The sequence below is a fragment of the Streptomyces sp. SID12488 genome (assembly GCF_010548275.1).
Lineage (GTDB): Bacteria > Actinomycetota > Actinomycetes > Streptomycetales > Streptomycetaceae > Streptomyces.
The window spans coordinates 57,088-81,766 of the sequence record NZ_JAAGLT010000027.1; the positions used below are offsets into that span (position 1 = coordinate 57,088).

The 24,679-nt window shown below is 69.7% G+C and carries 26 protein-coding genes; 14 read left to right on the forward strand and 12 right to left on the reverse strand.

Translation table 11 applies throughout. The annotated features are described in order from the left end of the window. The first annotated feature begins 20 nt into the window (after positions 1–20). Positions 21–1,700: a DNA repair helicase XPB gene (locus G3I56_RS32025; protein WP_164415115.1), complete on the forward strand. Its 1,680-nt coding sequence runs from the start codon at positions 21–23 to the stop codon at positions 1,698–1,700. Positions 1,701–1,712: 12 nt separating this feature from the next. On the opposite strand, the gene G3I56_RS43365 is transcribed toward G3I56_RS32025, so the two are convergent. Beyond that, a complete protein-coding gene (locus tag G3I56_RS43365) occupies positions 1,713–1,889 on the reverse strand; it encodes a hypothetical protein (protein ID WP_203691116.1) in 177 nt (58 codons plus the stop codon). 305 nt (positions 1,890–2,194) lie between these two features. Between G3I56_RS43365 and G3I56_RS32030 the strand changes: the two genes are divergently transcribed. Continuing rightward, positions 2,195–4,273 (forward strand): AAA family ATPase, encoded by a 2,079-nt coding sequence (locus tag G3I56_RS32030; protein ID WP_164415117.1) that lies wholly within the window; start codon positions 2,195–2,197, stop codon positions 4,271–4,273. A 139-nt stretch (positions 4,274–4,412) separates the two neighbouring features. Here the strand turns inward: G3I56_RS32030 and G3I56_RS32035 are convergent, their stop codons facing one another. Further along, positions 4,413–5,105 (reverse strand): copper homeostasis protein CutC, encoded by a 693-nt coding sequence (locus G3I56_RS32035; RefSeq protein ID WP_164415118.1) that lies wholly within the window; start codon positions 5,103–5,105, stop codon positions 4,413–4,415. A gap of 166 nt (positions 5,106–5,271) precedes the next feature. Here G3I56_RS32035 and G3I56_RS32040 point away from each other — a divergent pair, with 166 nt between their 5' ends. Beyond that, positions 5,272–6,006: a hypothetical protein gene (locus G3I56_RS32040; RefSeq protein WP_164415120.1), complete on the forward strand. Its 735-nt coding sequence runs from the start codon at positions 5,272–5,274 to the stop codon at positions 6,004–6,006. A 40-nt stretch (positions 6,007–6,046) separates the two neighbouring features. After that, positions 6,047–7,141, forward strand: a complete 1,095-nt coding sequence (locus G3I56_RS32045) for a GNAT family N-acetyltransferase (protein ID WP_203691117.1) — start codon at positions 6,047–6,049, stop codon at positions 7,139–7,141. 64 nt (positions 7,142–7,205) lie between these two features. Here the strand turns inward: G3I56_RS32045 and G3I56_RS32050 are convergent, their stop codons facing one another. Together G3I56_RS32050 and G3I56_RS32055 are read right to left on the reverse strand one after the other, a co-directional pair. After that, positions 7,206–7,472, reverse strand: coding sequence for a DUF4031 domain-containing protein (locus tag G3I56_RS32050; RefSeq protein WP_164415122.1), 267 nt, complete (start codon positions 7,470–7,472; stop codon positions 7,206–7,208). Next, a complete protein-coding gene (locus G3I56_RS32055) occupies positions 7,469–7,873 on the reverse strand; it encodes a hypothetical protein (RefSeq protein ID WP_164415124.1) in 405 nt (134 codons plus the stop codon). The genes G3I56_RS32050 and G3I56_RS32055 overlap by 4 nt, the downstream gene beginning before the upstream one ends. 56 nt (positions 7,874–7,929) lie before the next feature. Between G3I56_RS32055 and G3I56_RS32060 the strand changes: the two genes are divergently transcribed. From G3I56_RS32060 to G3I56_RS32085, 6 genes are all read left to right on the forward strand, one after another. Beyond that, a complete protein-coding gene (locus G3I56_RS32060) occupies positions 7,930–8,919 on the forward strand; it encodes a MurR/RpiR family transcriptional regulator (RefSeq protein WP_164415126.1) in 990 nt (329 codons plus the stop codon). A 287-nt stretch (positions 8,920–9,206) separates the two neighbouring features. Further along, positions 9,207–10,154, forward strand: coding sequence for an N-acetylmuramic acid 6-phosphate etherase (gene murQ / locus G3I56_RS32065; protein WP_164415128.1), 948 nt, complete (start codon positions 9,207–9,209; stop codon positions 10,152–10,154). Positions 10,155–10,214: 60 nt separating this feature from the next. Then, positions 10,215–10,748, forward strand: coding sequence for a GNAT family N-acetyltransferase (locus G3I56_RS32070; protein WP_164415130.1), 534 nt, complete (start codon positions 10,215–10,217; stop codon positions 10,746–10,748). A 103-nt stretch (positions 10,749–10,851) separates the two neighbouring features. Continuing rightward, on the forward strand, positions 10,852–11,442 hold the full coding sequence (locus G3I56_RS32075) for a hypothetical protein (RefSeq protein ID WP_164415132.1): 591 nt from the start codon (positions 10,852–10,854) through the stop codon (positions 11,440–11,442). Positions 11,443–11,541: 99 nt separating this feature from the next. Then, positions 11,542–12,138, forward strand: coding sequence for a dihydrofolate reductase family protein (locus G3I56_RS32080; protein ID WP_164415134.1), 597 nt, complete (start codon positions 11,542–11,544; stop codon positions 12,136–12,138). A 113-nt stretch (positions 12,139–12,251) separates the two neighbouring features. Next, positions 12,252–12,542, forward strand: coding sequence for a DUF6355 family natural product biosynthesis protein (locus G3I56_RS32085; protein ID WP_164415135.1), 291 nt, complete (start codon positions 12,252–12,254; stop codon positions 12,540–12,542). A gap of 69 nt (positions 12,543–12,611) precedes the next feature. Here the strand turns inward: G3I56_RS32085 and G3I56_RS32090 are convergent, their stop codons facing one another. Both G3I56_RS32090 and G3I56_RS32095 read right to left on the reverse strand, forming a co-directional pair. Continuing rightward, positions 12,612–12,827 carry a hypothetical protein gene (locus G3I56_RS32090; RefSeq protein ID WP_164415030.1) on the reverse strand — a complete coding sequence of 72 codons (216 nt, stop codon included), beginning with the start codon at positions 12,825–12,827 and terminating at the stop codon, positions 12,612–12,614. Continuing rightward, complete coding sequence (locus tag G3I56_RS32095; RefSeq protein ID WP_239135230.1) at positions 12,808–13,041, reverse strand: hypothetical protein; 234 nt, start codon at positions 13,039–13,041, stop codon at positions 12,808–12,810. The genes G3I56_RS32090 and G3I56_RS32095 overlap by 20 nt, the downstream gene beginning before the upstream one ends. Positions 13,042–13,161: 120 nt before the next feature. Here G3I56_RS32095 and G3I56_RS32100 point away from each other — a divergent pair, with 120 nt between their 5' ends. The 4 genes from G3I56_RS32100 to G3I56_RS32115 all read left to right on the forward strand — a co-directional run bounded on the left by G3I56_RS32100 (position 13,162) and on the right by G3I56_RS32115 (position 16,137). Next, positions 13,162–14,004, forward strand: coding sequence for a helix-turn-helix transcriptional regulator (locus G3I56_RS32100; protein ID WP_164415140.1), 843 nt, complete (start codon positions 13,162–13,164; stop codon positions 14,002–14,004). Next, a complete protein-coding gene (locus tag G3I56_RS32105; protein WP_164415142.1) occupies positions 13,985–14,251 on the forward strand; it encodes a DUF397 domain-containing protein in 267 nt (88 codons plus the stop codon). The genes G3I56_RS32100 and G3I56_RS32105 overlap by 20 nt, the downstream gene beginning before the upstream one ends. A 300-nt stretch (positions 14,252–14,551) precedes the next feature. Beyond that, entirely contained in the window at positions 14,552–15,400 is an 849-nt protein-coding gene (locus tag G3I56_RS32110) for a hypothetical protein (RefSeq protein ID WP_164415144.1), read from the forward strand. 62 nt (positions 15,401–15,462) lie between these two features. Next, positions 15,463–16,137: a Uma2 family endonuclease gene (locus G3I56_RS32115; RefSeq protein WP_164415146.1), complete on the forward strand. Its 675-nt coding sequence runs from the start codon at positions 15,463–15,465 to the stop codon at positions 16,135–16,137. Between the two features lie 106 nt (positions 16,138–16,243). Here G3I56_RS32115 and G3I56_RS32120 read toward each other — a convergent pair whose 3' ends face one another. The 6 genes from G3I56_RS32120 to thrC form a co-directional block, all read right to left on the reverse strand. Then, complete coding sequence (locus tag G3I56_RS32120; RefSeq protein ID WP_164415148.1) at positions 16,244–18,298, reverse strand: PD40 domain-containing protein; 2,055 nt, start codon at positions 18,296–18,298, stop codon at positions 16,244–16,246. 619 nt (positions 18,299–18,917) lie between these two features. Further along, on the reverse strand, positions 18,918–20,042 hold the full coding sequence (locus tag G3I56_RS32125) for an NADH:flavin oxidoreductase (RefSeq protein ID WP_164415150.1): 1,125 nt from the start codon (positions 20,040–20,042) through the stop codon (positions 18,918–18,920). A gap of 238 nt (positions 20,043–20,280) precedes the next feature. Then, positions 20,281–21,909 carry a chaperonin GroEL gene (gene groL, locus G3I56_RS32130; protein WP_164317554.1) on the reverse strand — a complete coding sequence of 543 codons (1,629 nt, stop codon included), beginning with the start codon at positions 21,907–21,909 and terminating at the stop codon, positions 20,281–20,283. A 378-nt stretch (positions 21,910–22,287) separates the two neighbouring features. Then, a complete protein-coding gene (locus G3I56_RS32135) occupies positions 22,288–22,494 on the reverse strand; it encodes a cold-shock protein (protein WP_019057200.1) in 207 nt (68 codons plus the stop codon). 462 nt (positions 22,495–22,956) lie between these two features. Further along, positions 22,957–23,232, reverse strand: coding sequence for a MoaD/ThiS family protein (locus G3I56_RS32140; RefSeq protein ID WP_164415152.1), 276 nt, complete (start codon positions 23,230–23,232; stop codon positions 22,957–22,959). Positions 23,233–23,346: 114 nt separating this feature from the next. Continuing rightward, positions 23,347–24,675: a threonine synthase gene (thrC, locus tag G3I56_RS32145; RefSeq protein ID WP_164415154.1), complete on the reverse strand. Its 1,329-nt coding sequence runs from the start codon at positions 24,673–24,675 to the stop codon at positions 23,347–23,349. Positions 24,676–24,679 lie beyond the last annotated feature (4 nt).

The window sequence follows — 24,679 nt, forward strand, 5'->3', positions numbered from 1 at the left end:
CGGAAGGGATGTGCACGTACGTGAATGGTCCACTCATCGTCCAGTCGGACAAAACCCTGCTCCTGGAGGTCGACCACGAGCAGGCCGGCGAATGCCGTCGGGCCATCGCGCCGTTCGCCGAGCTGGAGCGGGCGCCGGAGCACATCCACACCTACCGGGTGACCCCGCTGGGCCTGTGGAACGCGCGGGCCGCCGGGCACGACGCCGAGCAGGTCGTCGACGCGCTCGTGCAGTACAGCCGCTACCCCGTGCCGCACGCGCTGCTCGTCGACATCGCCGAGACGATGGACCGCTACGGCAGGCTGACCCTCTCCAAGCACCCGGCGCACGGGCTGGTCCTCACGACCACCGACCGTCCGATTCTCGAAGAGATTCTCCGCTCCAAGCGGATCATCCCCCTCGTCGGTGCCCGGCTCGACCCCGACACCGTGGCCGTGCACCCCTCCGAGCGCGGGCAGATCAAGCAGGTGCTGCTGAAGCTGGGCTGGCCGGCCGAGGACCTCGCCGGGTACGTCGACGGCGAGGCGCACGAGATCGCGCTGGCCGAGGACGGGTGGGCGCTGCGCCCCTACCAGCAGCAGGCCGTGGAGAACTTCTGGCACGGCGGCAGCGGAGTGGTCGTCCTCCCCTGCGGGGCGGGGAAGACGCTGGTCGGGGCCGGGTCCATGGCCCAGGCGAAGGCCACCACGCTCATCCTCGTCACGAACACCGTCTCGGCCCGCCAGTGGAAGCACGAGCTGGTGAAGCGGACGTCGCTGACCGAGGAGGAGATCGGCGAGTACAGCGGGACGCGCAAGGAGATCCGGCCGGTCACCATCGCGACCTACCAGGTGCTCACGACCCGGCGTAAGGGCGTCTATCCGCACCTGGAGCTGTTCGACTCCCGCGACTGGGGTCTCATCATCTACGACGAGGTGCATCTGCTGCCCGCGCCCGTCTTCAAGTTCACCGCCGATCTGCAGGCCAGGCGGCGGCTCGGGCTGACCGCGACCCTCGTGCGGGAGGACGGGCGCGAGTCGGACGTCTTCTCGCTCATCGGGCCGAAGCGGTTCGACGCGCCCTGGAAGGAGATCGAGGCGCAGGGCTACATCGCGCCCGCCGACTGTGTGGAGGTCAGGGTCAACCTGACGGAGTCGGAGCGGCTCGCGTACGCCACCGCCGAGACCGAGGAGAAGTACCGCTTCTGCGCGACCACCGTGACCAAGCGCAAGGTCACGGAGGCGATCGTGCGGCGCTTCGCCGGGCAGCAGATCCTCGTCATCGGCCAGTACATCGACCAGCTCGACGAACTCGGCGAGCACCTGAACGCGCCCGTCATCAAGGGCGAGACGCCGAACTCGCAGCGCGAGAAGCTCTTCGACGCGTTCCGCCAGGGTGAGATCAGCGTGCTGGTGGTGTCCAAGGTCGCGAACTTCTCGATCGACCTGCCGGAGGCCACTGTGGCCATCCAGGTCTCCGGGACCTTCGGGTCACGTCAGGAGGAGGCTCAGCGGCTGGGGCGCGTACTGCGGCCGAAGGCCGACGGGCACAAGGCCCACTTCTACTCGGTGGTCGCCCGGGACACCCTCGACCAGGACTTCGCCGCGCATCGCCAGCGGTTCCTGGCGGAACAGGGATACGCGTACCGGATCATGGACGCGGACGAGCTGCTTGCGGGGGACGCCGGAGGCGCCGAGGGCTCCGAGGGAGCTGCGAGCTGAGGGATACGCCGCTCACCTGCGGCGCACTCCCGCCTCCTCCCCGTACTCACCGAGGAGTACGACGCTCAGGGTGACGCCCGCGAACACCCTGACGGCGCGCAGGGCGTCGCCGAGGGGGTGCCGGTGGCCGCCCCGCACGGGGGTGGCACCGGGGTGGACAGTGGCCGGGGTGAAGGTTGCTGCGCTCATGTGTCCATGGTTGCTTCCGGGGGCGCCGGTGCCATCGGCCTGCGGGTCGAACCTCCGTCGTCTCCCTGTACGCCTCCGGGTGGACGTCTCCCCGACAGGGAGGTGGAGTCCGTCCCCTAGGGGACGGCGGACGCCGTACACCGGATATTGATTGGCCTCAGCCTCCTTCCATCCCCTAGGCTCTCCGCTCTTGCCCGCCTCCCGTCGTGGAGTGCCGCTGCCCGGACGGAAACCGGTCGGCTTCTCGACGTCACACCCAGCAGCAGGTACGCACCCGTACGCAGCAGGTATCCGGAGGCACCCCCTTGTCCAGCCCCAATCCCGACCTCGTTTCCGACCCCGTTGCCGACGGCCCCCTCGGCCGCGAACGCTCCCATCTCAGCGACTCCCGAGCAGCCCTACGTGCCATGCGTGAGGACGCCGAGTCCCTCGACATCAAGGACGTCACCGCGAACTGGGTCAACGCGGCGGTCCTCTCCCGCCAGATCGAGGAGCGGATCAAGGCCCTCGCCGACCTCAGTCACACCCCGCTGTTCTTCGGCCGCCTCGACTATCTGCACGCTCCCGGCGCCGAGCAGGCCGAGGGCGCGGAGGGCGAGCAGTTCTACATCGGGCGCCGGCACGTCCACGACGCCGACGGCGACCCCATGGTCATCGACTGGCGCGCGCCGGTGTCCCAGCCGTTCTACCGGGCCTCGAAGACCGACCCGATGGACGTCGCCCTGCGCCGCCGGTTCGGGTACACCGGCGGGGACCTCACGGCGTACGAGGACGAGCACCTCTCCGACCCCACTGATCCGTCGAAGGCAGCCACCACCAGCAAGCTGCTCCAGCAGGAGATCGAGCGCCCGCGCGTGGGCCCGATGCGCGACATCGTGGCCACCATCCAGCCCGAGCAGGACGAGATCGTACGCAGCGGGCTGGGCGGCTCGGTGTGCGTGCAGGGTGGTCCCGGCACCGGGAAGACGGCGGTCGGTCTGCACCGGGTCGCCTACCTCCTCTACGCCCACCGCGATCGACTGGCCCGCACCGGCACCCTCGTCATCGGGCCGAACAGCTCCTTCCTCCACTACATCGAGCAAGTACTTCCCGCGCTGGGCGAGTTGGAGGTCAAGCAGGCCACCGTCGACGACCTGGTCGCCCATGTCGAGGTGCGCGGCTCGGACGACGCGGCGGCGGCGATCGTCAAGGGCGACGCGAGGATGGCGGACGTCCTCCGCAATGCCGTCTACTCCCACGTGACCCTGCCCACCGAGCCCGTAATGGTCGTACGGGGGTCCAGGCGCTGGCGCGTCCCGGCGTACGAACTGGAGCAGATCGTCCGGGAGTTGCTGGACCGTGGGATTCGTTACGGCGCCGCCCGCGAGGCACTGCCTCAGCGCATCGCGCACATGGTGCTGGTGCAGATGGAGCGGTCGGGCGAGGCACCGGACGACCGTGTGCAGGACTCCGTCGCCCGCAACACTGCGGTGAAGGCGGCCGTGAAGGCCGTCTGGCCGCCCGTCGACCCCGCGAAACTCGTCCTGCGCCTGCTCACCGACGCCGACTTCCTCGCCGCGCACGCGGCCGGAATCCTCGACGAGGACGAGCAGAAGGAGATCCTTTGGGCGAAGCCCGTACGGTCGGTGAAGTCGGCCAAGTGGTCTGCCGCGGATGCCGTGTTGATCGACGAGACGATCGACCTGGTCCAGCGCACGCACTCGCTCGGGCATGTCGTTCTGGACGAGGCGCAGGACCTCTCGCCGATGCAGTACCGGGCGGTGGGCCGGCGCTGCACGACCGGCTCGGCGACCGTCCTCGGCGACCTCGCGCAGGGCACGACGCCCTGGGCGACGAGGAGTTGGGACGAGGCTCTCACTCACCTGGGCAAGCCGGATGCCGTGATCGAGGAACTGACGGCCGGTTTCCGCGTCCCGACGGACGTCATCACGTACGCCTCCCGGCTGCTCCCGCACATCGCGCCCGGGCTGACGCCGGTGGCGTCGGTGCGCGAGAACCCGGGGTTCTTCGACGTGCGGCCCATCAGCGACGACGTGGGTGAAGTGGTGGCCGCCTGCGAGGAGTTGCTGCGCAACGAGGGCTCGACGGGCCTGATCGCGGCGGACGCCCGCATCCCAGCCCTCGCGGAGGCCCTGACGGCGGCGGGCCTCGGCCACCTCTCCCCGGGCGAGGAGACGACGCACGAGACCCGGCTGACCCTGGTCCCGGCGTCCCTCGCGAAGGGCCTGGAGTACGACTACGTGGTCCTGGACGAACCCCAGGCCGTGGTGGACGGCGAACCCGACGAACGCACGGGCCTGCGACGCCTGTACGTGTCCCTGACCCGAGCGGTATCGGGCCTGATCGTGGTGCACGCGGCACCACTACCGGACGAACTGACCTAGGCATCTCCAGCCCGTCTGGGGGTCCCCCCTCTGGGGGAGTTTGAGGACGAGCGCGTTCAGCGCGAAAGGGGGGTCTGGGGGGGCGCAGCCCCAGGAACAGGATGGGACGGGTAGGGGCGGCGGGGGCGAGAAAACCCCCTCACCCTCCGTCCAGCACCCCCCGCCACTCCGCAACCGCCCCCGCCGACACCGGCACCCCCCACCCCTCCGGCCGAGCCGCCCCCCCGATATGAAACGCGTCCACCCCAGCCGCACGCAGCCCCGCCACATGCTCCAGCCGCAACCCACCCCCCACAAGCAGTCGCTGCTCATACCCCGGCTCCCCACCCCGCGCCGCCTCCGCGAGCAGCGTAGGAAGCCCGGCATCGACGCCCGCCGCCGAGCCCGCGGTGAGGTAGGTGTCCAGACCGGGAAGCCCGTCGAGCTGCTTGCGCAACGCATCCCGGTCGACGGCATGGTCGATCGCCCGGTGGAACGTCCACCGGCACCCCTCGATCTCCCCCACGACCCGCTCGACGGCAGCGAGATCGACACCACCGTCCGCCCCCAGGAACCCGAGCACGAACTCCTCCGCACCCGCCCCCCGCAACTCCCCGGCGACCCCGGCCAGCCGGTCGACATCCCCCGCACCGAACCCGTCCGTCAGCCGCAGCATCACCCGCAGCGGAATGTCGACGGCGGCCCGGATCCCGGCGAAGGCCGCGACCGTCGGGGTGAGCCCGTCGGAGGCCATGTCGGCGACCAGCTCCAGCCGGTCCGCACCTCCGTCCCGGGCGGCGACGGCGTCCTCGACACCGAGGGCGATCACCTCCAGCACTGCGCGCCGGCTCATCGGACCCCTTTCCTTGGTTTCCGTGGATTCCCTTGGGTTCACATCGGAGCGACTACAGGTCTAGTCCAATCCAAGAGTACGCCCGAGCCCAGCCCCAGGCCCAGTCCCCCACCGCACCACCCTCGCCCGGACCCGCCCCGACCCACCCGGACGGCAGAATGCCCGCATGCCAGATCAAGCCGACCTCGACGCCCTCGCCACCCCCGCCACCCCCGACGCCCTCGACGCCCTCGACGCCCTCCGCGCCCGCTGGACCCACACCCTGGAGGCAGCCCGCCCCCGGGACGCCAAGGAGCTTCCCGACCCCACCCCCTACGCCGACAATCTCCTCACCCGCTACCAGGAGCCCCAGCGCCGCTACCACACCCTCACCCACCTCACCGCGGTCCTGGACCACATCGACGTACTGGCAGAGGCCGAGGCCGGGTACGCGGACGACCTCGCCCTGGTCCGCCTCGCCGCCTGGTTCCACGACGCCGTGTACGCCCCGGACCGCTCCGAGAACGAGGAGCGCTCCGCCCGTCTCGCCGAGCGCGCCCTCCCCGAGGCCGGAGTCTCCCCGGCAGGTACTGCCGAGGTGGCCCGTCTGGTCCGCCTCACCGTCACCCACGCCCCCGCGCCCGGAGACCGCAACGGCGAGGTCCTGTGCGACGCGGACCTCGCGATCCTGGCCGCACCTCAGAGCACGTACGCCGCCTACGCAGCCGCAGTACGCGAGGAGTACGCCTTCGTCCCGGAGGACGCCTTCCGGGAAGGCCGGGCAGCGGTACTGCGTCAACTCCTCGCCCTGCCAGAGCTGTTCCGGACGCCGTACGGCACGCGGCACTGGGAGGAGCCGGCGCGCGCCAACATCACGGCGGAGCTGAAGCAGTTGGGCCGAGCCGACTCGGGGCCGATTTAATGCGTGTCCGTCACCGCACCCCACCCCCTATCCTCGCCGCATGCTGAGCACGGGCGGGAACGAAGTGGACGAGGCTGTAGCGAGCACGGTGGCGCTGCTGCGACAGGCGTTGGACCGCGACTGGGCGGAGATCAACGCCGGGCCGCTGGAGTGGAGTTGCCGGCAGACGGCCGAGCACGTCGCCAGCGACCTCATCGCGTACGCGGGACAGTTGGCGGGGCGGGCGCAGAGCGCCTACACGCCCTTCAGCATCACCATCGACGGTCGCGAGGACGGTCTGGACGCCGCCGACAACGCGGGCATCCTCGACGTCATCACGACGACCGGCGCCCTGCTCACCGCCGCGATCCGCACCGCCCCCCGTGACGCGCGCGGCTTCCACCCGTACCCCTTCCGCAGCGCGAACCGTGAGGGCTTCGCCGCGATGGGTATCGCCGAAGTGCTGCTGCACACCCACGACATGGCCGAGGGCCTGGGACTGCCGTACGAACCGCCCCCGCACCTGGCGGAGTTCGTCCTCACCCGAATCTTCCCGGCGGTCCGGCCGGGCCCCGACCGCTGGCAGACCCTGCTCTGGGCGACCGGCCGCGCCGACCTCCCCGGCCGCGCCCGACTCACCGAGTGGCGCTGGAGCAACAACCTCGTCCTCGACACCGAACGCCTCCGCCTGGAGGGCGTCACCCCGGCCGCCGCCGCCGATCTGAGCGCGGGCGGCACCGGCGGCTTCGACTGGATCGAGGACGGCCCCTTCTACGGCACTCGCGAGGCCGCCGGGATGCTGATCAAGTCCTACGAAGCGGGCGTACACCGCCCGGAGTTCGGTCTGTTCGTCCTCGTACGCCGCGAGGACGACCGCGCGGTCGGCGGTGTCGGCTTCCACGGCGCCCCCGACGAAGAGGGAAAGGCCGAGGTCGGCTACGACCTCGCGGAACCCGCCCGTGGCAACGGCTACGCCACGGAGGCGCTGCGCGCGCTGACGGAACGGGCGCTGGCCCGGGACGACGTACGGTCCCTGTTCGCGACCATCAAGCCGAGCAACGCCCCGTCCCAGGCGGTGATAGCCCGCGCCGGATTCGTGAGGGTGAGCGAGAAAGTCGACGAAGAAGGCCTCCAGGCCTACGAGTTGCGCGGCTGACGACCAATCCGACCAGGCCAACCAGACCGGCCGGACCGAACCGGCCGGTCCTAGCGGGCCGGTCCTAGCGGGCTGCCTTCTTCCGCCTGCGCAGTCCCGCCCCGTGCAGCAGCCGCACCACCTCGCGGCTGCTGACCTCGACCGCCCCGGCGGCCACCACATCCCCGTACCGATGCGACGGAATGTCGTAGTGGTCGCGCTCGAATGCCCGCGAAGGCACCCCCAACTCCCCTGCGAACACGTGCAGTTCCTCGTACGAGACATCGCTCACGAGGTGTGACCACAAGCGGCCGTGGCCGGGCCAGACCGGCGGATCTATGTAGATCGTCACGACGACGCCGTCCCGCCCGAGGCGGAGTCCAGCCGCCCGATCGCCGCGACGCGCACCCCTGCCTTGTGGCACACCCACTGCGGATCGGGGCCCAACTCCGGTTCCACCTCAAGGGCGTGCGGATCGCCGCCACCGCAGACCGGGCACAGGGGCCAGCGGCCGTACGTCTCCAGCAGCGCGTCCTGTACGTCCTGGGCCACCAGCCCGGCCACGTACCCCGCGCCGTCCGGCCACTGTTCGACCCACCAGCGGCGCTGTACGACCGACTCCTCGACCATCGAGACGACATCCGCCTCGGCGACCTCGCGCGCGGCCAGGTCGGCGAGGACGAGGGCGCGTGCCGCGTGCAACGCCTGCTCCAGGCGGGTGATGGGGGCGTCCGGATCGCCGGTGGGAGTCATGCACCCATTGTGCGCACTCTTGACCGTACGTCCGAATGGAAAATATCTTTCAACATGTGACCCGAGACGTGAAGGAAATTTTCGGAGCAGCGGCGGGCACAGCCGGTGCAGCTCGTGGAGCCGGTGGTGCTGGTGGACCGGCTGTCACCCCGCCCGCGCCCGCCGCCCTCGCCGCCAAGGTGCGGACGCTGGCGCCCACGATGACCCGCTCCATGCAGCGCGTCGCCGAGGCGGTCGCCGCGGACCCGGCCGGCTGCGCGGCCCTCACGGTCACCGGCCTCGCCGAACTCACCGGCACCAGCGAGGCCACGGTCGTCCGTACGGCCCGGTTGCTCGGCTACCCCGGCTACCGCGACCTGCGTCTCGCCCTCGCGGGCCTGGCCGCCCAGCAGCAGTCGGGGCGCTCCCCCGCCGTGACCGCCGACATCGCGGTCGACGACCCGATCGCGGACGTCGTGGCGAAACTGGCGTACGACGAGCAGCAGACCCTCGCCGACACGGCCGCCGGGCTGGACATGGCCCAGCTGTCCGCCGCCGTCGCCGCGCTGGCCGCCGCCCGTCGCATCGACATCTACGGTGTCGGCGCCTCCGGTCTGGTCGCCCAGGACCTCACCCAGAAGCTGCTGCGCATAGGGCTGATAGCGCACGCCCACAGCGACCCGCACCTCGCCGTCACCAACGCCGTGCAACTGCGCGCGAAGGACGTCGCCGTCGCGATCACGCACTCCGGATCGACCGGGGACGTCATCGAGCCGCTGCGCGTCGCCTTCGAGCGCGGGGCCACGACCGTCGCGATCACCGGACGCCCCGACGGGCCGGTCACCCAGTACGCCGACCACATCCTCACCACCTCCACGGCCCGCGAGAGCGAACTGCGCCCGGCGGCGATGTCGTCGCGCACCAGTCAACTCCTGGTCGTGGACTGCCTGTTCATAGGCGTGGCGCAGCGAACGTACGAGACGGCGGCCCCCGCGCTCTCCGCCTCCTACGAGGCCCTCGCCCACCGCCACACCCCGCGCAGCGGCGGCACGACATCACGCCGCTAGGGCCTGTCGTCACATTCCCGTCGTCCGCCCGGAGGGCGGGCCGGGCGGCGTCAGGTGCGTGCTCTCGGCGTGCCGGGCGCAGGCCCTCGTACTGGTTGTACGTGGGTCTGTGTCCGGTGCGGCGAGAGTGCGTGCATGGCGCCGCCCGGCAGGCGGGAATGTGACGATAGGCCCTAGGCCCGCCCGCACCCGGGCGCTTCCCCGTCCGGGCCGCACACCGACAGCCACAACACCGGTAGCCGCACCGTCACAGCGGCCTACCGGGAGATCCGAAAGAGCCGCACGCCATGACCTCAACCGCTGACGCCTCCTCCAACCACCGCGCCCTGAAAGAGGAGTTGGAGTCGCTGACGACGGAGGCGTTCCGCCCGGAGCTGGCCGACATCGACCAGCTTCCCACCCTCGACATCGCCAGGCTGATGAACGCCGAGGACACGACCGTCCCGGCCGCCGTCGCCGCACGGCTCCCGGAGATCGCCGCCGCGATCGACGCCCTGGCCGCCCGGATGGCACGCGGGGGCCGACTGGTCTACGCGGGCGCGGGTACGCCGGGCCGGCTCGGCGTGCTGGACGCCTCCGAGTGCCCGCCCACCTTCAACACCGACCCCGCGCAGGTCACGGGCGTCATCGCGGGCGGCCCCGAGGCCATGGTCACCTCCGTGGAGGGCGCCGAGGACTCCAGGGAGCTGGCGGCCGGTGACCTCGACGCCCTCCGCATCACCGCCCTGGACACGGTGGTCGGCGTCTCGGCGTCCGGCCGTACGCCGTACGCGATCGGCGCCGTCGAACACGCCCGCGCGCTGGGCGCGTTGACGATCGGCCTGTCCTGCAACGCGCACAGCGCGCTCGCGGCGGCGGCCGAGCACGGCATCGAGGTCGTCGTCGGGCCCGAGCTGCTGACCGGGTCGACGCGCCTCAAGGCGGGCACGGCCCAGAAGCTGGTCCTCAACATGCTGTCGACGATCACGATGATCCGGCTCGGCAAGACGTACGGGAACCTGATGGTCGACGTACGGGCGTCGAACGAGAAGCTCCGGGCCCGCTCCCGCCGGATCGTGGCCCTGGCGACCGGCGCGGGCGACGAGGAGATCGAGGCGGCGCTCGCGGCGACGGACGGGGAGACGAAGGACGCGATCCTCGTCGTCCTCGGCTCGGTCGACGGCCCGACGGCCGCCCGCCTCCTAGCGGAGAACGACGGCCACCTGCGGGCAGCACTGGCGGCGGCACCCCACTGACTCCCCACTGACTCCCCACTGATTCACTCACCCGTTCGCGGGTCGGGCAGGATGGGCGCCATGACCGAGATCCACACCCCCCGCCTCCTCCTCCGCCGCTGGACCGACGACGACCTCGTGCCCCTGTCGGAGATCCTCGCGGACTCCCAGGTCATGCGCTGGATCGACGACGGTTCGGTGCGCGACCTGGAGTACACGGCGGAGGCCATCGAGCGGTGGGAGGAGGAGTGGGACGAGGAGGGCTTCGGCCTCTTCGCCGTCGAACTGCTCGCCTCGGGTGAAGTGATCGGCGCTGTCGGCCTGTCCGTGCCCGAGTTCCTGCCGGAGGTGGCGCACGACGTCGCGATCAGCTGGCTGCTCGGCTCCCAGTTCTGGGGCCAGGGTTACGCCTCCGAGGCCGCCCACGCCACCCTGGAGTTCGCCCTCCAGGACCGCGGCCTCGACCGCGTGATCAGCATCAGCCGAGGTGGCGACGACGCCTCCGAGAACATCATCCGAAAGCTGGGCCTGACGGAGGAGCGGGACACGACCCACCCCGTGTACGGCCACCAGCTGCTCGTGCACGCGATCGACCTTACGGAGTTCGAGGCCTGAACCGTCTCCCGGATGGTCCGGGGCACCGGTGGTTGTCAGTGGCGTGTGCGACGGTTGAGACCGCTGACTGCTCAGCACACCGCACGCCGAAGGGACGACCACCGTGAACCACGCCCAGCTGACCGCCCTCGGGCGAGCCCTGCGCGTCCTCGGCGAGCACGGGGACGCGCTCAGCGGAGACACCTCCGACACGAAACTGCACGAGATCAAGGCCGACCTGAAACGGGCCCTGGCGATCCTGGACGACACGGTGGCCGGGGCGGCGCCCACGACCCGCTGCGCCGAGCACCCCAACGGCCCGGTCGACGAGAGCGCCAACGACCTCTGCCTGCTCTGCGAGACGCGCCGCCGCAGCGCCCGCCGCTCCCAGCAGAACGGCACCTACCCGCAGGCCCGCCACACCGACCCGGACACGGCGCCCCCCGAGCGCACGATGTCCCGCTACGGCGTAAGCGCGGACCGCCCCGAGTCCCAGCAGCGCTGGATCCCCGAGGTCTGGACCGGCCAGAACTGGCAGCTCTGCGGCACCCCGCGCCGCGACCGCCAGGAGGCCGAGCGCTACCTCTCGGCCGAGCGCCGCGCCCCCCGCCCCGGCATCGCCTACCGCCTGATCCACGAGTACACCGACTACGAGGTCCTGCGCATCTGGGGCACACCGATGAAGGTGGACATCGAGCCGATGGGGAACCTGTAGCCCGCCCAGGCGATGAGTTTCCGGGGCGTGCCCGGTCTATGGGTACGAGGAGTCCGCGAGCCCCCGGACACCCGTAGGACATAGCGCATAGGAGCTGTGATGAGCACCGTGATCATGCACGCCGCCGTTTCCGTGGACGGTTTCATCGCCGGCGCGGAAGACCAGGTCGGCCCCCTGTTCGACTGGTATGGCAACGGCGACGTCCCGCTCGACGCGGAGAACACGACCTTCAAGATCTCGCAGGCCTCGGCCGCGTACGTCAAACCGATGTGGGCGGGCATCGGGGCGACGGTGATCGGCCGCCACCTGTTCGACACCACCAACGGCTGGGACGGGAGGCCACCGGCCGGCGAGCACGTGGTCGTCGTCTCGCACCGGCCCCGGCCCGACGGGTGGCACCCCGAGGCGTCGTACCACTTCGTCGACGACGTGACGCGGGCTATCGCGAAGGCCAGGGAACTCGCCGGAGACCGCACGGTCGCCGTGGCGGCGGGCGATGTAGGCGGGCAGGCCTTCGCCCTCGGCCTGGTGGACGAGGTGGCGATGGACGTCGTACCCGTCGTCTTCGGCTCGGGCAAGCGGTACTTCGGGGTGACGGACGCGCGCCACCTGCTCGACGACCCGCACACGGTGATCCAGGGCGACCGGGTGCTGCACCTGCGCTACCGAGTCAACCAGGGGCACCGCAAACCTTGATCCACACGACCGGGTGAACCAGTTCCCTCGTCCGATGCAAAGTGGCCGGACCGACGGCCGGTGATCATCAATGCTGCCGGTGTCCGCATCAGTACTTCGCCGGGAGACCCTCCTTGAACGTCCGCCGCTTCCTGACCACCGCCCTCGCCGTCGTCGGCCCCCTGACCAGCGCCCTGGTGCTCGCCGTCGCCACCCCGGCGGCCACCGCCGCCGCGAACCCCTGCGGGTTCTACGAGACGGGCAGCGACGCGTTCTACAACCACTGCACGAGCGACGGCTCGCGCATCATCATCGAGGTCGAGGTGTGGGGCCCGAACTACGAGAGGTGTGTGGCCCCCGGCCAGACCTGGCTCGGCAGCAGCGGCAAGATCGACGGCGCCTTCTACACCGGCCGCCTCTGCTGACCTGATCTGCTCTGGCCTCAGCGCACCTGATCCGGCCCGACCCCATCGGGGCCGGATCACCCGCCCGCCTCAAGGCAGCCGCCCCTCCAGGTTCACCCGCCGCACCCGCGCCCGCAGCACATCCTCCGGCGCCGCCTCCCCCAACGCCTCCGGCGGACAGTCCCACTCGCACCCACCGCCCACGGGCCGCAACTGCACGTATCCGCCCTCGCGCCCCATGACCTCGCCGATCCGCCCGTCGCGCACATCGAGGGCGTACGCCACCTCACGCACCCTCGTCGCCACCGGCGGCCACGCCCTCCAGCACGGCGGCCAGCCGCGTCGCCGTACGGACATTGCAGCGCCCGAGGGCCACCAGCGCGAACGGCTCACTGCTCGCCCCGCTCACGGGGTCCACTCCCAGCGACGGCAGGGCCACCCCGACCCCCTTCAGTGCCGCCCGCAACCGCGCCACGATCTCCTCGGTCGTCAGCAGCCGCCCGTCCGACATCAGCTCCATCGCGCCCATCCCTCTCCACTCTGAGTGTTCGCTTTCTCCACACAGCGTGGCGGTCGGGTGTCTAACCTGACCAGAGACGACATCCCAACAACCTCATGTGTCGGACAGGGAGTTGCCGCCATGGCAGGTTCGAAGGACCTCGACCCCTCCTCCTCACCCCGGGCCTTCCTCGGCGCCGAACTGCGCCACGCCCGCGAGGCGGCGGGCCTGAGCCAGGACGAACTGGGCCGACCGCTCTTCGTCAGCGGTTCGTTCATCGGGCAGATGGAAGCCGGTACACGGCGGATGATGCACGAGTACGCCGTGCAGATAGACCAGATCCTGGGCACGAAGGACTTCTTCGAGCGCAACTGCGCCGCGCTGGCCAAGTCGAAGTACCCCGACCACTTCGCCGAGGCAGCGGAGGCGGAAGCGGTGGCCACGGCCATCAGGCAGTACGCCCAACTCCTCATCCCGGGGCTGTTGCAGACCAAGGGGTACGCGGAGGCCGTGTTCCGCGCCTACAAACCCCTGGCGCAGGCCGCCGAGATCGACAAGGACGTGGCGAACCGTCTTGACCGAGCCCGCCTCCTCGACGACCCAACAACCCCTTTGTTGTGGTCGGTTCTGGACGAGGCGGTGCTCCGGCGGGTGGTCGGCGGCCCGGCAGTGATGGCGGAGGCGTTGCGGCACGTGGCAGCACTGATCCGGCAGCACCGGATCATCGTGCAGGTGCTGCCGTTCGGCGCCGGGGCGCACGCGGCGATGGACGGCCCCCTGAAAATCATGGAGTTCGAGGACGCCCCGCCACTCTCCTTCGTCGAGGCACCGGACATGGGGAAACTGCTGGACGACCCGGCCACGGTCAGCCGCCACACCCTGTTGTTCAACCTCCTCCAGGCCACGGCGCTTTCGCCTCAAGATTCACTGGCCCTGATCGAGTCGGTGGCGCACGATTACGAACATGGAGAAGAACACTCTTGAGCACGCCCTGAGCACGGCCACCTGGCACAAGTCGTCGTACAGCGGCGGCCAGGGCGGGGACTGCCTGGAAGTCGCCCGCTGGCGCAAGTCGACGTACAGCGGCGGCGACGGCGGCGACTGCCTGGAGGTGGCCGACGGCCACCCCGCCCTCGTCCCCGTCCGCGACTCCAAGAACCCCCACGGCCCGAAGCTCGCGTTCCGGGCGGAGGTGTGGGGAGCGTTCGTCGATGACCTCAAGCGGCCGTAGGGCAACTGCCCCCGCCGCGCGCCCCGAAGCTCAAGCGGCCAGCTCCGAGCCCTCTTTCTGAGGAACGGGAGGTGGGTCTCAACCCACCCACCCTCCCTGCGTGTTGACTTGACGCGTTCGGCTTGCCACGCAGAGTCACGAGGAGCTAGCGTGCCCAGATAACGAACAACCCCCGCCAGGTGCTGGAACACCTGCGGGGGTCTGACCTCAGAGATCGTGGAGACCGATCCCGTGGCTGAAGCCAACTTTAGTGCTGCCGTCCTGCCCGCGCACCCTTCCCCGCCGCCTCCGCCTCACCCGATGGCCAATCCGGGTTACGGCAAGCGCGACGCCCCGGACCAACGCCCTCGCACGAACCACGACTTCGCGCATCTGCCACCGCGCGAGGCAGCGGTCGCCGCGTACATCGACCGGTTGCCCGGCGGGGCCGACATCTCCGTAAAGACGCTGGCCAAGCACCTCCCGTACGGCCAGTGGGCTCTCCGGACGACCCTCAACAACCTTCACCGGGCGGGCCACCTGCGCCGGGGCCGCGAACACCTGACCGGCACCGCCGGCCAACTCTGGATCACCCGAACGTGGTTCACGCGCACGGCACGAGGCGACGACTGGTGGGCGACGTTCACGCGGGGCGACGTACCGCAGGAGTCACCGGCGGAGCCCGAGGCGGAGTCCCCGGAGGAGCAGCGGAGCCGCCCGACCCGTTCCCGCGCGTTCATCCTGCTCGCCGCTCTCGGCCGTAGCACCCCCGTCCTGTCCCTCTCCGAGGCGGACTGCGCGGCGCTGGCTCCGCTGGTCGCGGAGTGGTTCGAGCGCGGGGTGAACGAGGAGTCCGTACGGAATGCCCTGACCGCCGGCCTGCCGACGCCGGTCCAACACCCGGCCGGTCTGATCCGCAGGCGCCTGACCAGCAAGCTCCCGCCGGAGCCGCCTGCCGTACGGCCACCGTTGCGGATGCTGGAGTGCGCGAAGTGCGGGGTGCCGGGGCGGGCGGAGGCGTTGGCGGGGGGCGTGTGCGGGGAGTGCCGGGGCGAGACCGTTCCGCCTCGGGCACCCTCCGCACCCGTCGACGCCTCGGCAGTCCACGCCTATGCCGCCGCGACCCGGGCGGCTCTGATCGACCGACGCCGAGAAAGGCCACGCGTATGAACGCTCCAACAGTGCGCAGACACCGCTCCGGGGCACCATGGTGGGAAGGAGGCGAGCCCACCATGACCTTTGGCACCAGGCGCCCGCAGATGTCCCGCGAGGACTTCGAAGAGCTGGCCGGTAAGGCCCCCGCAAACGTACAGCTCGAACTCGTCGACGGCCGGCTGTACGTCAAGGGCGATCAGATCGAGGTCAAGGACTTCGAAGAGCTTGCCCGCAGGGCGCCCGAGGGCGTCAAGCTCGAACTCATCGACGGAAAGCTAGAGGTCAAGCCGTTGCCGGACCAGCGTCACGGGGCTGTCGTCATGTGGCTCATTCGGTTGTTCGTGCGACTGCGCCCTGAGCTGGCCCTCTACCCTGAGCAGGGCCTCAAGATCGGCACCTACCGCAAGGGACACGCCAACGCGGACGCCGCACTGGCGCCGTTGGATCACTTCATCGCCCAGGACGGCGAGTGGGCCGATTCCGAAGGTGTCCTCATGGTCGTCGAAGTCACCTCCCACGACCGCGACACGGACCGACGCGACCGCATCGACAAGGTGCGCGGTTACGCGGAGGCAGGCATCCCTGTCTACCTGCTGATCGACCGGGACAACGACACCCTGGTCGTGTACAGCGAGCCGAAGAACGGCACCTACCAGCAGAACCCCTCGTACCCGTACGGAGCCGTGGTCGAGCTGCCCGCCCCAGTGAACGTCACCCTCGACACCGAGAAGCTCAAGGACTATGCCGACTGACCCATGAGTCATGAGTCAGGAGTCAGGACCGAGGCCCCCCGAACCGCCGAACGCCCAGGAGCCGTAGGGCTCCTGGGCGTTCGTGTCGGGGCAGTCTTCGTCCTGACTAGCGGGCGCTGTGCGCGTCCGGCGACGGCAGGTGCTGACCGGGGACCACCGCGAGGGCGGCCGTCGGGCGGTCGCTGTCGGCGGCGGGCAGGGTCGAGGCCCTGGAGGAGCGCGCCGTGGCAGCCGCCGTCGGCGACACACCGCCCGGCGCCCACACGGTGGACGTCCAGGCGCTGCTGGCCGCGATCGCGGAACCGATGCCGGTGCGGTTGGCCGGCGGGTACGACGTACTGCCGCCGAAGGTCTGCACCACGGAGATGCTCGCGGACCGCTGGCTCAGGTAGTACGCGGTCGGCGCCGAGAGCGTGCCCCGAGCGGACCAGAGCATCGGGCCGTAGGCGGCCGAGACGCCCGCGCCGGCGACGGCGTTCTGCCAGGACCAGGTGTCCTGGACGGTCGCCCACGTCGGCGAGGTCCACCAGAAGCGGGCCAGGCTGACGGCGACGTCCTCGTGGGTCCTGCCGCCGATCTTCCAGAAGTTCCAGATGTTGTTGAGGGTCAGGTTCTCGATCGCCTTGCCGGCGTTGTAGCCGACCGTCACCAGGTTCGTGGCGTTCGGGTTCAGGGAGTTCAGGTAGTTCCTGACCGAGGCGGAAACGCTCTGCCCGTTCGTCAGCAGGACCACGCCCTTGCCGCGGTAGCCCAGCGACCCGGCTGCGGAGGCGGCGGCGATCGGGTCGTGGTACTCCTTGCCGTCGGCGACGAAGATCCAGCTCGGGGCCGGCGTGATCTGCTTGGCGACCCTGACCGACAACCCGGAGAGGTCCCCGCCGTCGAGGCGCACCGGCTTGTAGCCGAGTGCCTGCACCTGGCTGGCCACCCTGGAGTTGAGGATGCGGGTGCCGCCGTTGAGGTAGACGGAGCTGCCCCTGGGAAGCGAGCGCTTCAGTTCGGTGGCGGCGGCGGAGTCGAGCGAGCTCCCGGAGGTCATCAGGACCGGACCCTGCTTCTCGGCGGCCAGCGCGATCGCCGGGGCCGAGTACGTGGCGTTGCCCTTGTTGACCAGAACCGCGGACCGGGCGGTGATCAGGCCGGCCTCATGCGTTCCGCCAGACTTGTCGAACGTCCAGCGGGACGCGGCCCCGTCGATACCGACGGAGCCGGTGCCGTAGATCCGGGCCAGGGTGTTCTTCCGCAGCGGCTGCCACGCGGGCTTGCTGCCCTTGCCCGCCCCGGTGAGCTGTACGGACGTCCCGCTGCCCAGGTCGAGGATGCGCACCGTCTGTACATCGCTGGACCAGCCGGCGTGCGAGCTGTGCGCCTCGTAGGCGATCCGCCCGCCTGCGGGGTCCCAGCTCGGGGCCAGGTGGTCGGACTCGCCGGTGGTCACCTGCTGGACGTTGGTGCCGTCGGCTTCGGCCGTGAACAGCTGCGTCCAGTCGTCCACCACGCGCGTGAAGGCCAGCTTGCTGCCGTCCGCCGAGAACACCGGTGCGGAACCCGACGCGATGATCTTCTTCAGCGCTTTGGTGGCGGGGTTGAACGTCCAGATGCCCAGACTGTCGTAGCAGCCGTAGTTGTTGCGCCGCTCGAAAGCCAGTGTGCCCGCGGGGCTTGCCGTCGGGTGCAGGTCGCAGACCGTCGACGGTTCCTGGGCGTCCGTCAGCAACGGTTCCGGCGCCCATGAGCCGTCCGAGGGCCCGTAGGCGAGCTGGCCGCCCGTGCTGAACACCACGTACCGGCCGTCCAGCCAGAACGTCGGGTCCTCGTAGGACGCGCTGGAGCGCATCCCGGTCGCCCACGGCAAGGTGATGGGCGCGGTGCTGCCGGTGACCCGGCCGGTGACCAGCTGGCTCCATCCGGCCACCAGGCGGCTGCCGTCCGGCGCCCAGTTCGGGGTGTAGTTGTAGTTCGGGATGTTGGGGACGGACCGCAGCCCGGTCCCGTCCGCGTTGATGGTCGCGATGCCGGTGCTACCGCCGTACAGACCGATCTGACCGGGCACAGGAACGGACGCGGCCTGCGCGCCTGGTGCCACCGCACCGAGCAGACCGGCTGCCAGCGAGGCGGCCGACGTGAGCGCCGCGAGATTGCGGCGCGTGCGAGAACTCAAGGAATAGCCCCCCAGAAAAGTGATGTGTTGTCTGCCGCCGAGCGTCTCGGCCCTCCGCATCACGGCGTACTGGATTACTGGATTACTGGCGTACTGGTTTATTGGTGTGCTGGCTTACTGGTGTACAGCCCATGCGCCGCGGCACACCCCACACCCACGCCCCCGCGCAGCACTCCGAACCCCGGGCTCCGGGCCCAGCGATCACTCGTCGGCAGCAGGATATTATGTGACGCCGTGCGCGCTTCCGGAAAGCGCTTTTCGAACATCGTGTGAACAATGTGATGTGCGTCCGCTGTGACCCATTCGGTCCTCCCTACGGATGCGGACGCGTTCAGCACGGTTGCGGCCGTGGGCAGTTGGCGCCGGAGCAGGTCGGGTGCGGGGGCTGACGGCACTCCGGTTCGGCGCCCTTTACGGCGCCCTGTACGGCTGCCACCCACTCTTCTTGTTCGACTCCGCTCCCCCGCCCTGCGGGCAGAAGCAGGTACGCCGAAAGCCCAGACCGGGGAACGGTCTGGGCTTTCGGCGTGTGTCTGCGGTGCCAGGTGCCGAGTGGCGGGTGCCAGGTGGCGAGTGCCGGTTGCCGAGTGCCGGTTGGCGACGCGGTTCAGCCGGACGTCTAGCTCAACGACCCCAGCGCCGCCGCCTCGTAAGCCTTCAGCTCGCCCGTCCTGTCCTCCAGGACCTTCGCGGCCCACTCCGGGTCCTGGAGCAGCGCGCGGCCGATGGCGACGAGGTCGAACTCCTCGTTCTCCAGGCGGTCCAGGAGGTCGTCGATGCTCCTGACCGGGGAGCCCTCGCCCGCGAAGCCGTTGATGAAGTCGCCGTCGAGGCCGACCGAGCCCACGGTGATCGTCGGCTTGCCGGTGAGCTTCTTCGTCCAGCCGGCCAGGTTGAGGTCCGAGCCGTCGAACTCCGGAAGCCAGTAGCGGCGCGTGGAGGCGTGGAAGGCGTCGACGCCGGCCGCCGCGAGCGGGGTGAGGACCGACTCCAGCTCCTCGGGGGTCTCGGCGAGGCGCGCGTCGAAGGCGCCCGACTTCCACTGCGAGTACCGGAAGAGGATCGGGAACGACGCGGACACCGCCCCGCGTACGGCGGCCACGATCTCCGCCGCGAACTTCGTACGGGCGACCAGGTCACCCCCGTACGCGTCCGTGCGGCGGTTGGTGGCGGACCACAGGAACTGGTCGAGCAGGTAGCCGTGGGCGCCGTGCAGTTCGACTCCGTCGAAGCCGATGCGCTCGGCGGCCACCGCGGCTTCGACGAACGCGTTGATGACGTCGTCCAGGTCCTGCTGCGTCATCTCCTTGCCCGCACCGGCGGTGCCGTCCAGCCGCAGACCGGACGGGCCGACCGGCGGGGCGTCGGCGAACGGGGGCTGCCCGGCCTCCCTGACCATGCCGATGTGCCACAGCTGAGGCACGATCTTCCCGCCGGCCGCGTGCACGGCGTCGGCGACCTTCGCCCAGCCCGCGAGCTGCTCCTCGCCGTGGAAACGGGGGACGCCGTCGCTGTCACCGGCGGATTCGTGTCCGACGTAGGTGCCCTCGGTGATGATCAGGCCGACCCCGGCGCCCGCGCGGCGCGAGTAGTACGAGGCAACGTTCTCGCCGGGGACGCCACCGGGCGAGAACTTGCGCGTCATCGGCGCCATCACGATCCGGTTCGGCACGGTCAGGCCGTTCAGCGTGACGGGGCGGGAGAGGACCTGGGCCGCGCGGGAGGTCTGGGCGGGGGCTGTCACGTGGGGGCTCCTTGGGAGGGGCGGGAGATGAGCGGAGGTGCGGGTGCAATTGCTTGCATGTGCATCAACTACGTTCCTCCGGTCCTCCATTCCGGCCCGCCGGGGATGCCTCCTGTGATCCCCGCCACTGTGCGCGCCGCGGCCTCGGCGGTCCGGCAAACGCCCGAGGGCGGCACCCTCCCCGTAAGGAGAAGGGTGCCGCCCTCGGTACGAAGGACGGTGATCAACCAGAGGTCGATCAGAAGTCCATGTCACCGCCCGGCATACCGCCGCCGCCACCGGCGCCGGCGCCGGCCTTCTCCGGCTTGTCGGCGATGACAGCCTCGGTGGTGAGGAAGAGCGCGGCGATCGACGCGGCGTTCTGCAGCGCGGAACGCGTCACCTTCGCCGGGTCGATGATGCCCTCGGCGATCATGTCGACGTACTCACCGGTCGCGGCGTTGAGGCCGTGGCCGACGGGAAGGTTGCGGACCTTCTCGACGATGACGCCACCCTCGAGACCACCGTTGACGGCGATCTGCTTGAGCGGGGCCTCCAGGGCGAGACGCACGATGTTGGCGCCGGTCGCCTCGTCACCCGTCAGCTCGAGCTTCTCGAAGACCGAGGTGGCCTGGAGCAGGGCCACGCCACCACCGGCGACGATGCCCTCCTCGACGGCCGCCTTCGCGTTGCGAACGGCGTCCTCGATGCGGTGCTTGCGCTCCTTGAGCTCGACCTCGGTCGCGGCACCGGCCTTGATGACCGCAACACCGCCGGCGAGCTTCGCCAGGCGCTCCTGCAGCTTCTCGCGGTCGTAGTCGCTGTCCGAGTTCTCGATCTCGGCGCGGATCTGGTTGACCCGGCCGGCGACCTGGTCGGCGGAGCCGCCGCCGTCGACGATCGTGGTCTCGTCCTTGGTGATGACGACCTTGCGCGCACGGCCCAGGAGGTCCAGGGAGGTGTTCTCGAGCTTGAGACCGACCTCCTCGGAGATGACCTCGCCACCCGTGAGGATCGCGATGTCGTTCAGCATCGCCTTGCGGCGGTCACCGAAGCCCGGAGCCTTGACCGCGACGGACTTGAAGGTCCCGCGGATCTTGTTGACGACCAGGGTCGAGAGCGCCTCGCCCTCCACGTCCTCGGCGATGATCAGCAGCGGCTTGCCCGACTGCATGACCTTCTCCAGGAGCGGGAGCAGGTCCTTGACCGAGGAGATCTTGGAGTTGGCGATGAGGATGTAGGGGTCCTCGAGCGACGACTCCATGCGCTCCATGTCGGTCGCGAAGTACGCCGAGATGTAGCCCTTGTCGAAGCGCATGCCCTCGGTGAGTTCCAGCTCCAGACCGAAGGTCTGGGACTCCTCGACGGTGATGACGCCTTCCTTGCCGACCTTGTCCATCGCCTCGGCGATGAGCTCGCCGATCTGCGTGTCGGCGGCGGAGATGGAGGCGGTCGAAGCGATCTGCTCCTTGGTCTCGACCTCCTTCGCCTGGTCGAGCAGGGCACCGGAGACGGCCTCGACGGCCTTCTCGATACCGCGCTTCAGCGCCATCGGGTTCGCACCCGCGGCCACGTTGCGCAGTCCTTCACGGACCAGCGCCTGGGCCAGGACAGTCGCGGTCGTCGTGCCGTCGCCGGCTACGTCGTCCGTCTTCTTCGCGACTTCCTTGACCAGCTCGGCGCCGATCTTTTCGTACGGGTCCTCGAGCTCGATCTCCTTGGCGATGGAAACACCATCGTTGGTGATCGTGGGGGCGCCCCACTTCTTCTCGAGGACGACGTTTCGGCCCTTGGGGCCGAGGGTGACCTTGACGGCGTCGGCGAGCTGGTTCATCCCGCGCTCGAGACCGCGCCGTGCCTCCTCGTCGAACGCGATGATCTTGGCCATGTGAAGTGGTCCTCCCGGACTGGGGTGGATTGCTCCGGACCGCGCTGGCGCCCGCGACGGACGGCCTGCCTGCCTTGGTGATTCCTTGCACCACCTGGCCTGCGGGCCTCACCCACCCGGTCCTTCGGTAGCACTCTCACCTTCAGAGTGCTAACGCCAATGATTAGCACTCGCCCCTGCCGAGTGCAAGCGGCTCTCGAAGATCCGCAGGTGAACAGGGGGGCGCCTACGGGCCGGTAGGCACCTCGACGGACATGCCCACGTTGTCCACGGACATGCCGATGGGCTCGTACTCCGTGAGGTCCCACGGAGTACGAGCCCATCGAATCCTTCAATGAAGGAAGAAGAACGTCGCTTGCGATGCGCCGGCGCGTTGCTTCAGCTGGTCGCCAGGCGGACCATGTCCGCCTGCGGCCCCTTCTGGCCCTGCGAGATCTCGAAATCGACCCGCTGACCTTCCTCGAGGGTGCGGTAGCCGTCCATCTGAATCGCGCTGTAGTGGACGAAAACATCCGCACCACCGTCGACCGCGATGAAGCCGTACCCCTTCTCCGCGTTGAACCACTTGACGGTGCCCTGAGCCATGCCTAACTCCCCTATTACTGGCCCTTGCACGGATCCGCACTTCGCGGATCCGGGTCAGACCTCACCCCCCCAACCGGTGGAGGTGTGCGCCGGAACGCGTCGACCGCGGCCGAATGTATCTGTCCAACTGCCCTCTGCAACAGGTCAATCGGACGAGAAATCCGGGCACACCAGGTCAGCAAATATGCGGAGAATTCACGCAGATTCAGGGCAAGGCAGGCCCCACAAAGAGAACAAAAAACGCAAAAGGCCTGCACACTTTGGCTACTTCTCGTTGGGTGCGCGGCAGGAATTAATACGCGTGCGACGAGCGAAGTGGTGCGGCTTCCCCAACTGTACCGCGCTCAACCATACAGAATTGCCCCCTCCGCTTCTCTCGCGGAGGGGGCAATTAGGTGAACTCTCGGTAATCGATGTTACCGACGGTTACTACTGGCGGGTATCAACGGGTCCCGACGGGTCTCAGCCGCCGGCGACGGCCGGGATGATCGACACACCCGCACCGTCCGGCGTGGCCGTCTCCAGCCCCTGCTCGAAGCGGACGTCGTCGTCGTTGACGTACACGTTGACGAAGCGCCGCAGCTTGCCCTGATCGTCGAGCACTCGGGCGGCGATCCCGGTGTGCTTCTTCTCCAGATCGGCGATGACCTCGGCAAGGGTCCCGCCCTCGGCGGCCACCTCGGCCTGCCCGCCGGTGTAGGTACGCAGGATGGTGGGGATGCGGACGGAAACGCTCACGATGAACCTCCGGTCGGGGTGACATACCTAGGGGCGCGGGGCTGTGCTGCATGTGCGGCTACCGCCGCGTGGGCGCGACCAGCCCCCACGGACCCGCAGCCGAAAAACGACCTCTTAACCAAGCCCGGCTTCCCGGAACGACTCAAGACTGGGCCGGATCGTCGCGGTCAGCCCGATGTCGGCCACCGCGTCCAGCGTCTTGAGACCATCACCGGTGTTGAGTACGACGGTCGTGAGCGTCGGGTCCAGCAGCCCGTTCTCGATCAGCTTCTTCGCCACACCCACGGTCACACCACCGGCGGTCTCCGCGAAGATCCCCTCCGTACGCGCCAGCAGCCGAATCGCTTCGACCACCTGCTCGTCGTTCACGTCCTCGACAGCTCCCCCGGTCCGCCGCGCGATGTCCAGCACGTACGGCCCGTCCGCCGGGTTGCCGATCGCCAGCGACTTGGCGATGGTGTTGGGCTTCTGCGGCCGCACGACGTCGTGCCCGGCCTTGTAGGCCACGGACACCGGCGAGCAGCCCTCCGCCTGGGCACCGAAGATCTTGTACGGCTTGTCGGGGACCAGCCCGAGCTTGATCAGCTCCTGCAGACCCTTGTCGATCTTCGTGAGCTGAGACCCGGAGGCGATGGGCACGACGAGCTGGTCGGGCAGCTGCCAGCCGAGCTGCTCGCAGATCTCGTACGCCAGGGTCTTGCTTCCCTCCGCGTAGTACGGGCGCAGGTTGACGTTGACGAAGCCCCAGCCCTCGCCGGCCGCGTCGCCGATCAGCTCGGAGCAGAAGCGGTTCACGTCGTCGTAGTTGCCCTCGATGCCGATGAGCTCGCCGCCGTACACCGCGGCCATGACGACCTTGCCCTGCTCCAGGTCGTGCGGGATGAACACGCAGGAGCGGAAACCGGCCCGGGCGGCGGCGGCGCCGACGGCACCGGCCAGGTTGCCCGTGGAGGAGCAGGAGAGGGTGGTGAAGTTGAAGGCGCGGGCGGCCTCGATGGCCTGCGCGACGACCCGGTCCTTGAAGGAGTGGGTCGGGTTGCCGGAGTCGTCCTTGACGAAGAGCTTGCCGGCGTCGACACCCAGCTCGCGGGCGAGGTTGTCGGCCTTGACGAGCTTGGTCCAGCCGGGGTTGATGTTCGGCTTCTCGGCGACGTTCGCGGGGACGGGCAGAAGGGGCGCGTAGCGCCAGATGTTCGCGGGTCCCGCTTCGATGCGCTTGCGGAGTTCCTCGGTGTCGGCCGCCGAATGGATGCCGAAGTCGTAGGCGATCTCCAGCGGGCCGAAACACTCCTCGCAGGCGAACACCGGACCGAGGGGGACTCGGTGGCCGCATTCGCGGCAGGAGAGCGCCACGGCGGGACCGAGATCAACAGGGGTGACGGAGTCAGTGGTGACGGAGCCGGAAGTGGTGCTCTCGGTGCTCTCGACAGTTTGCGCAGCCATGGAG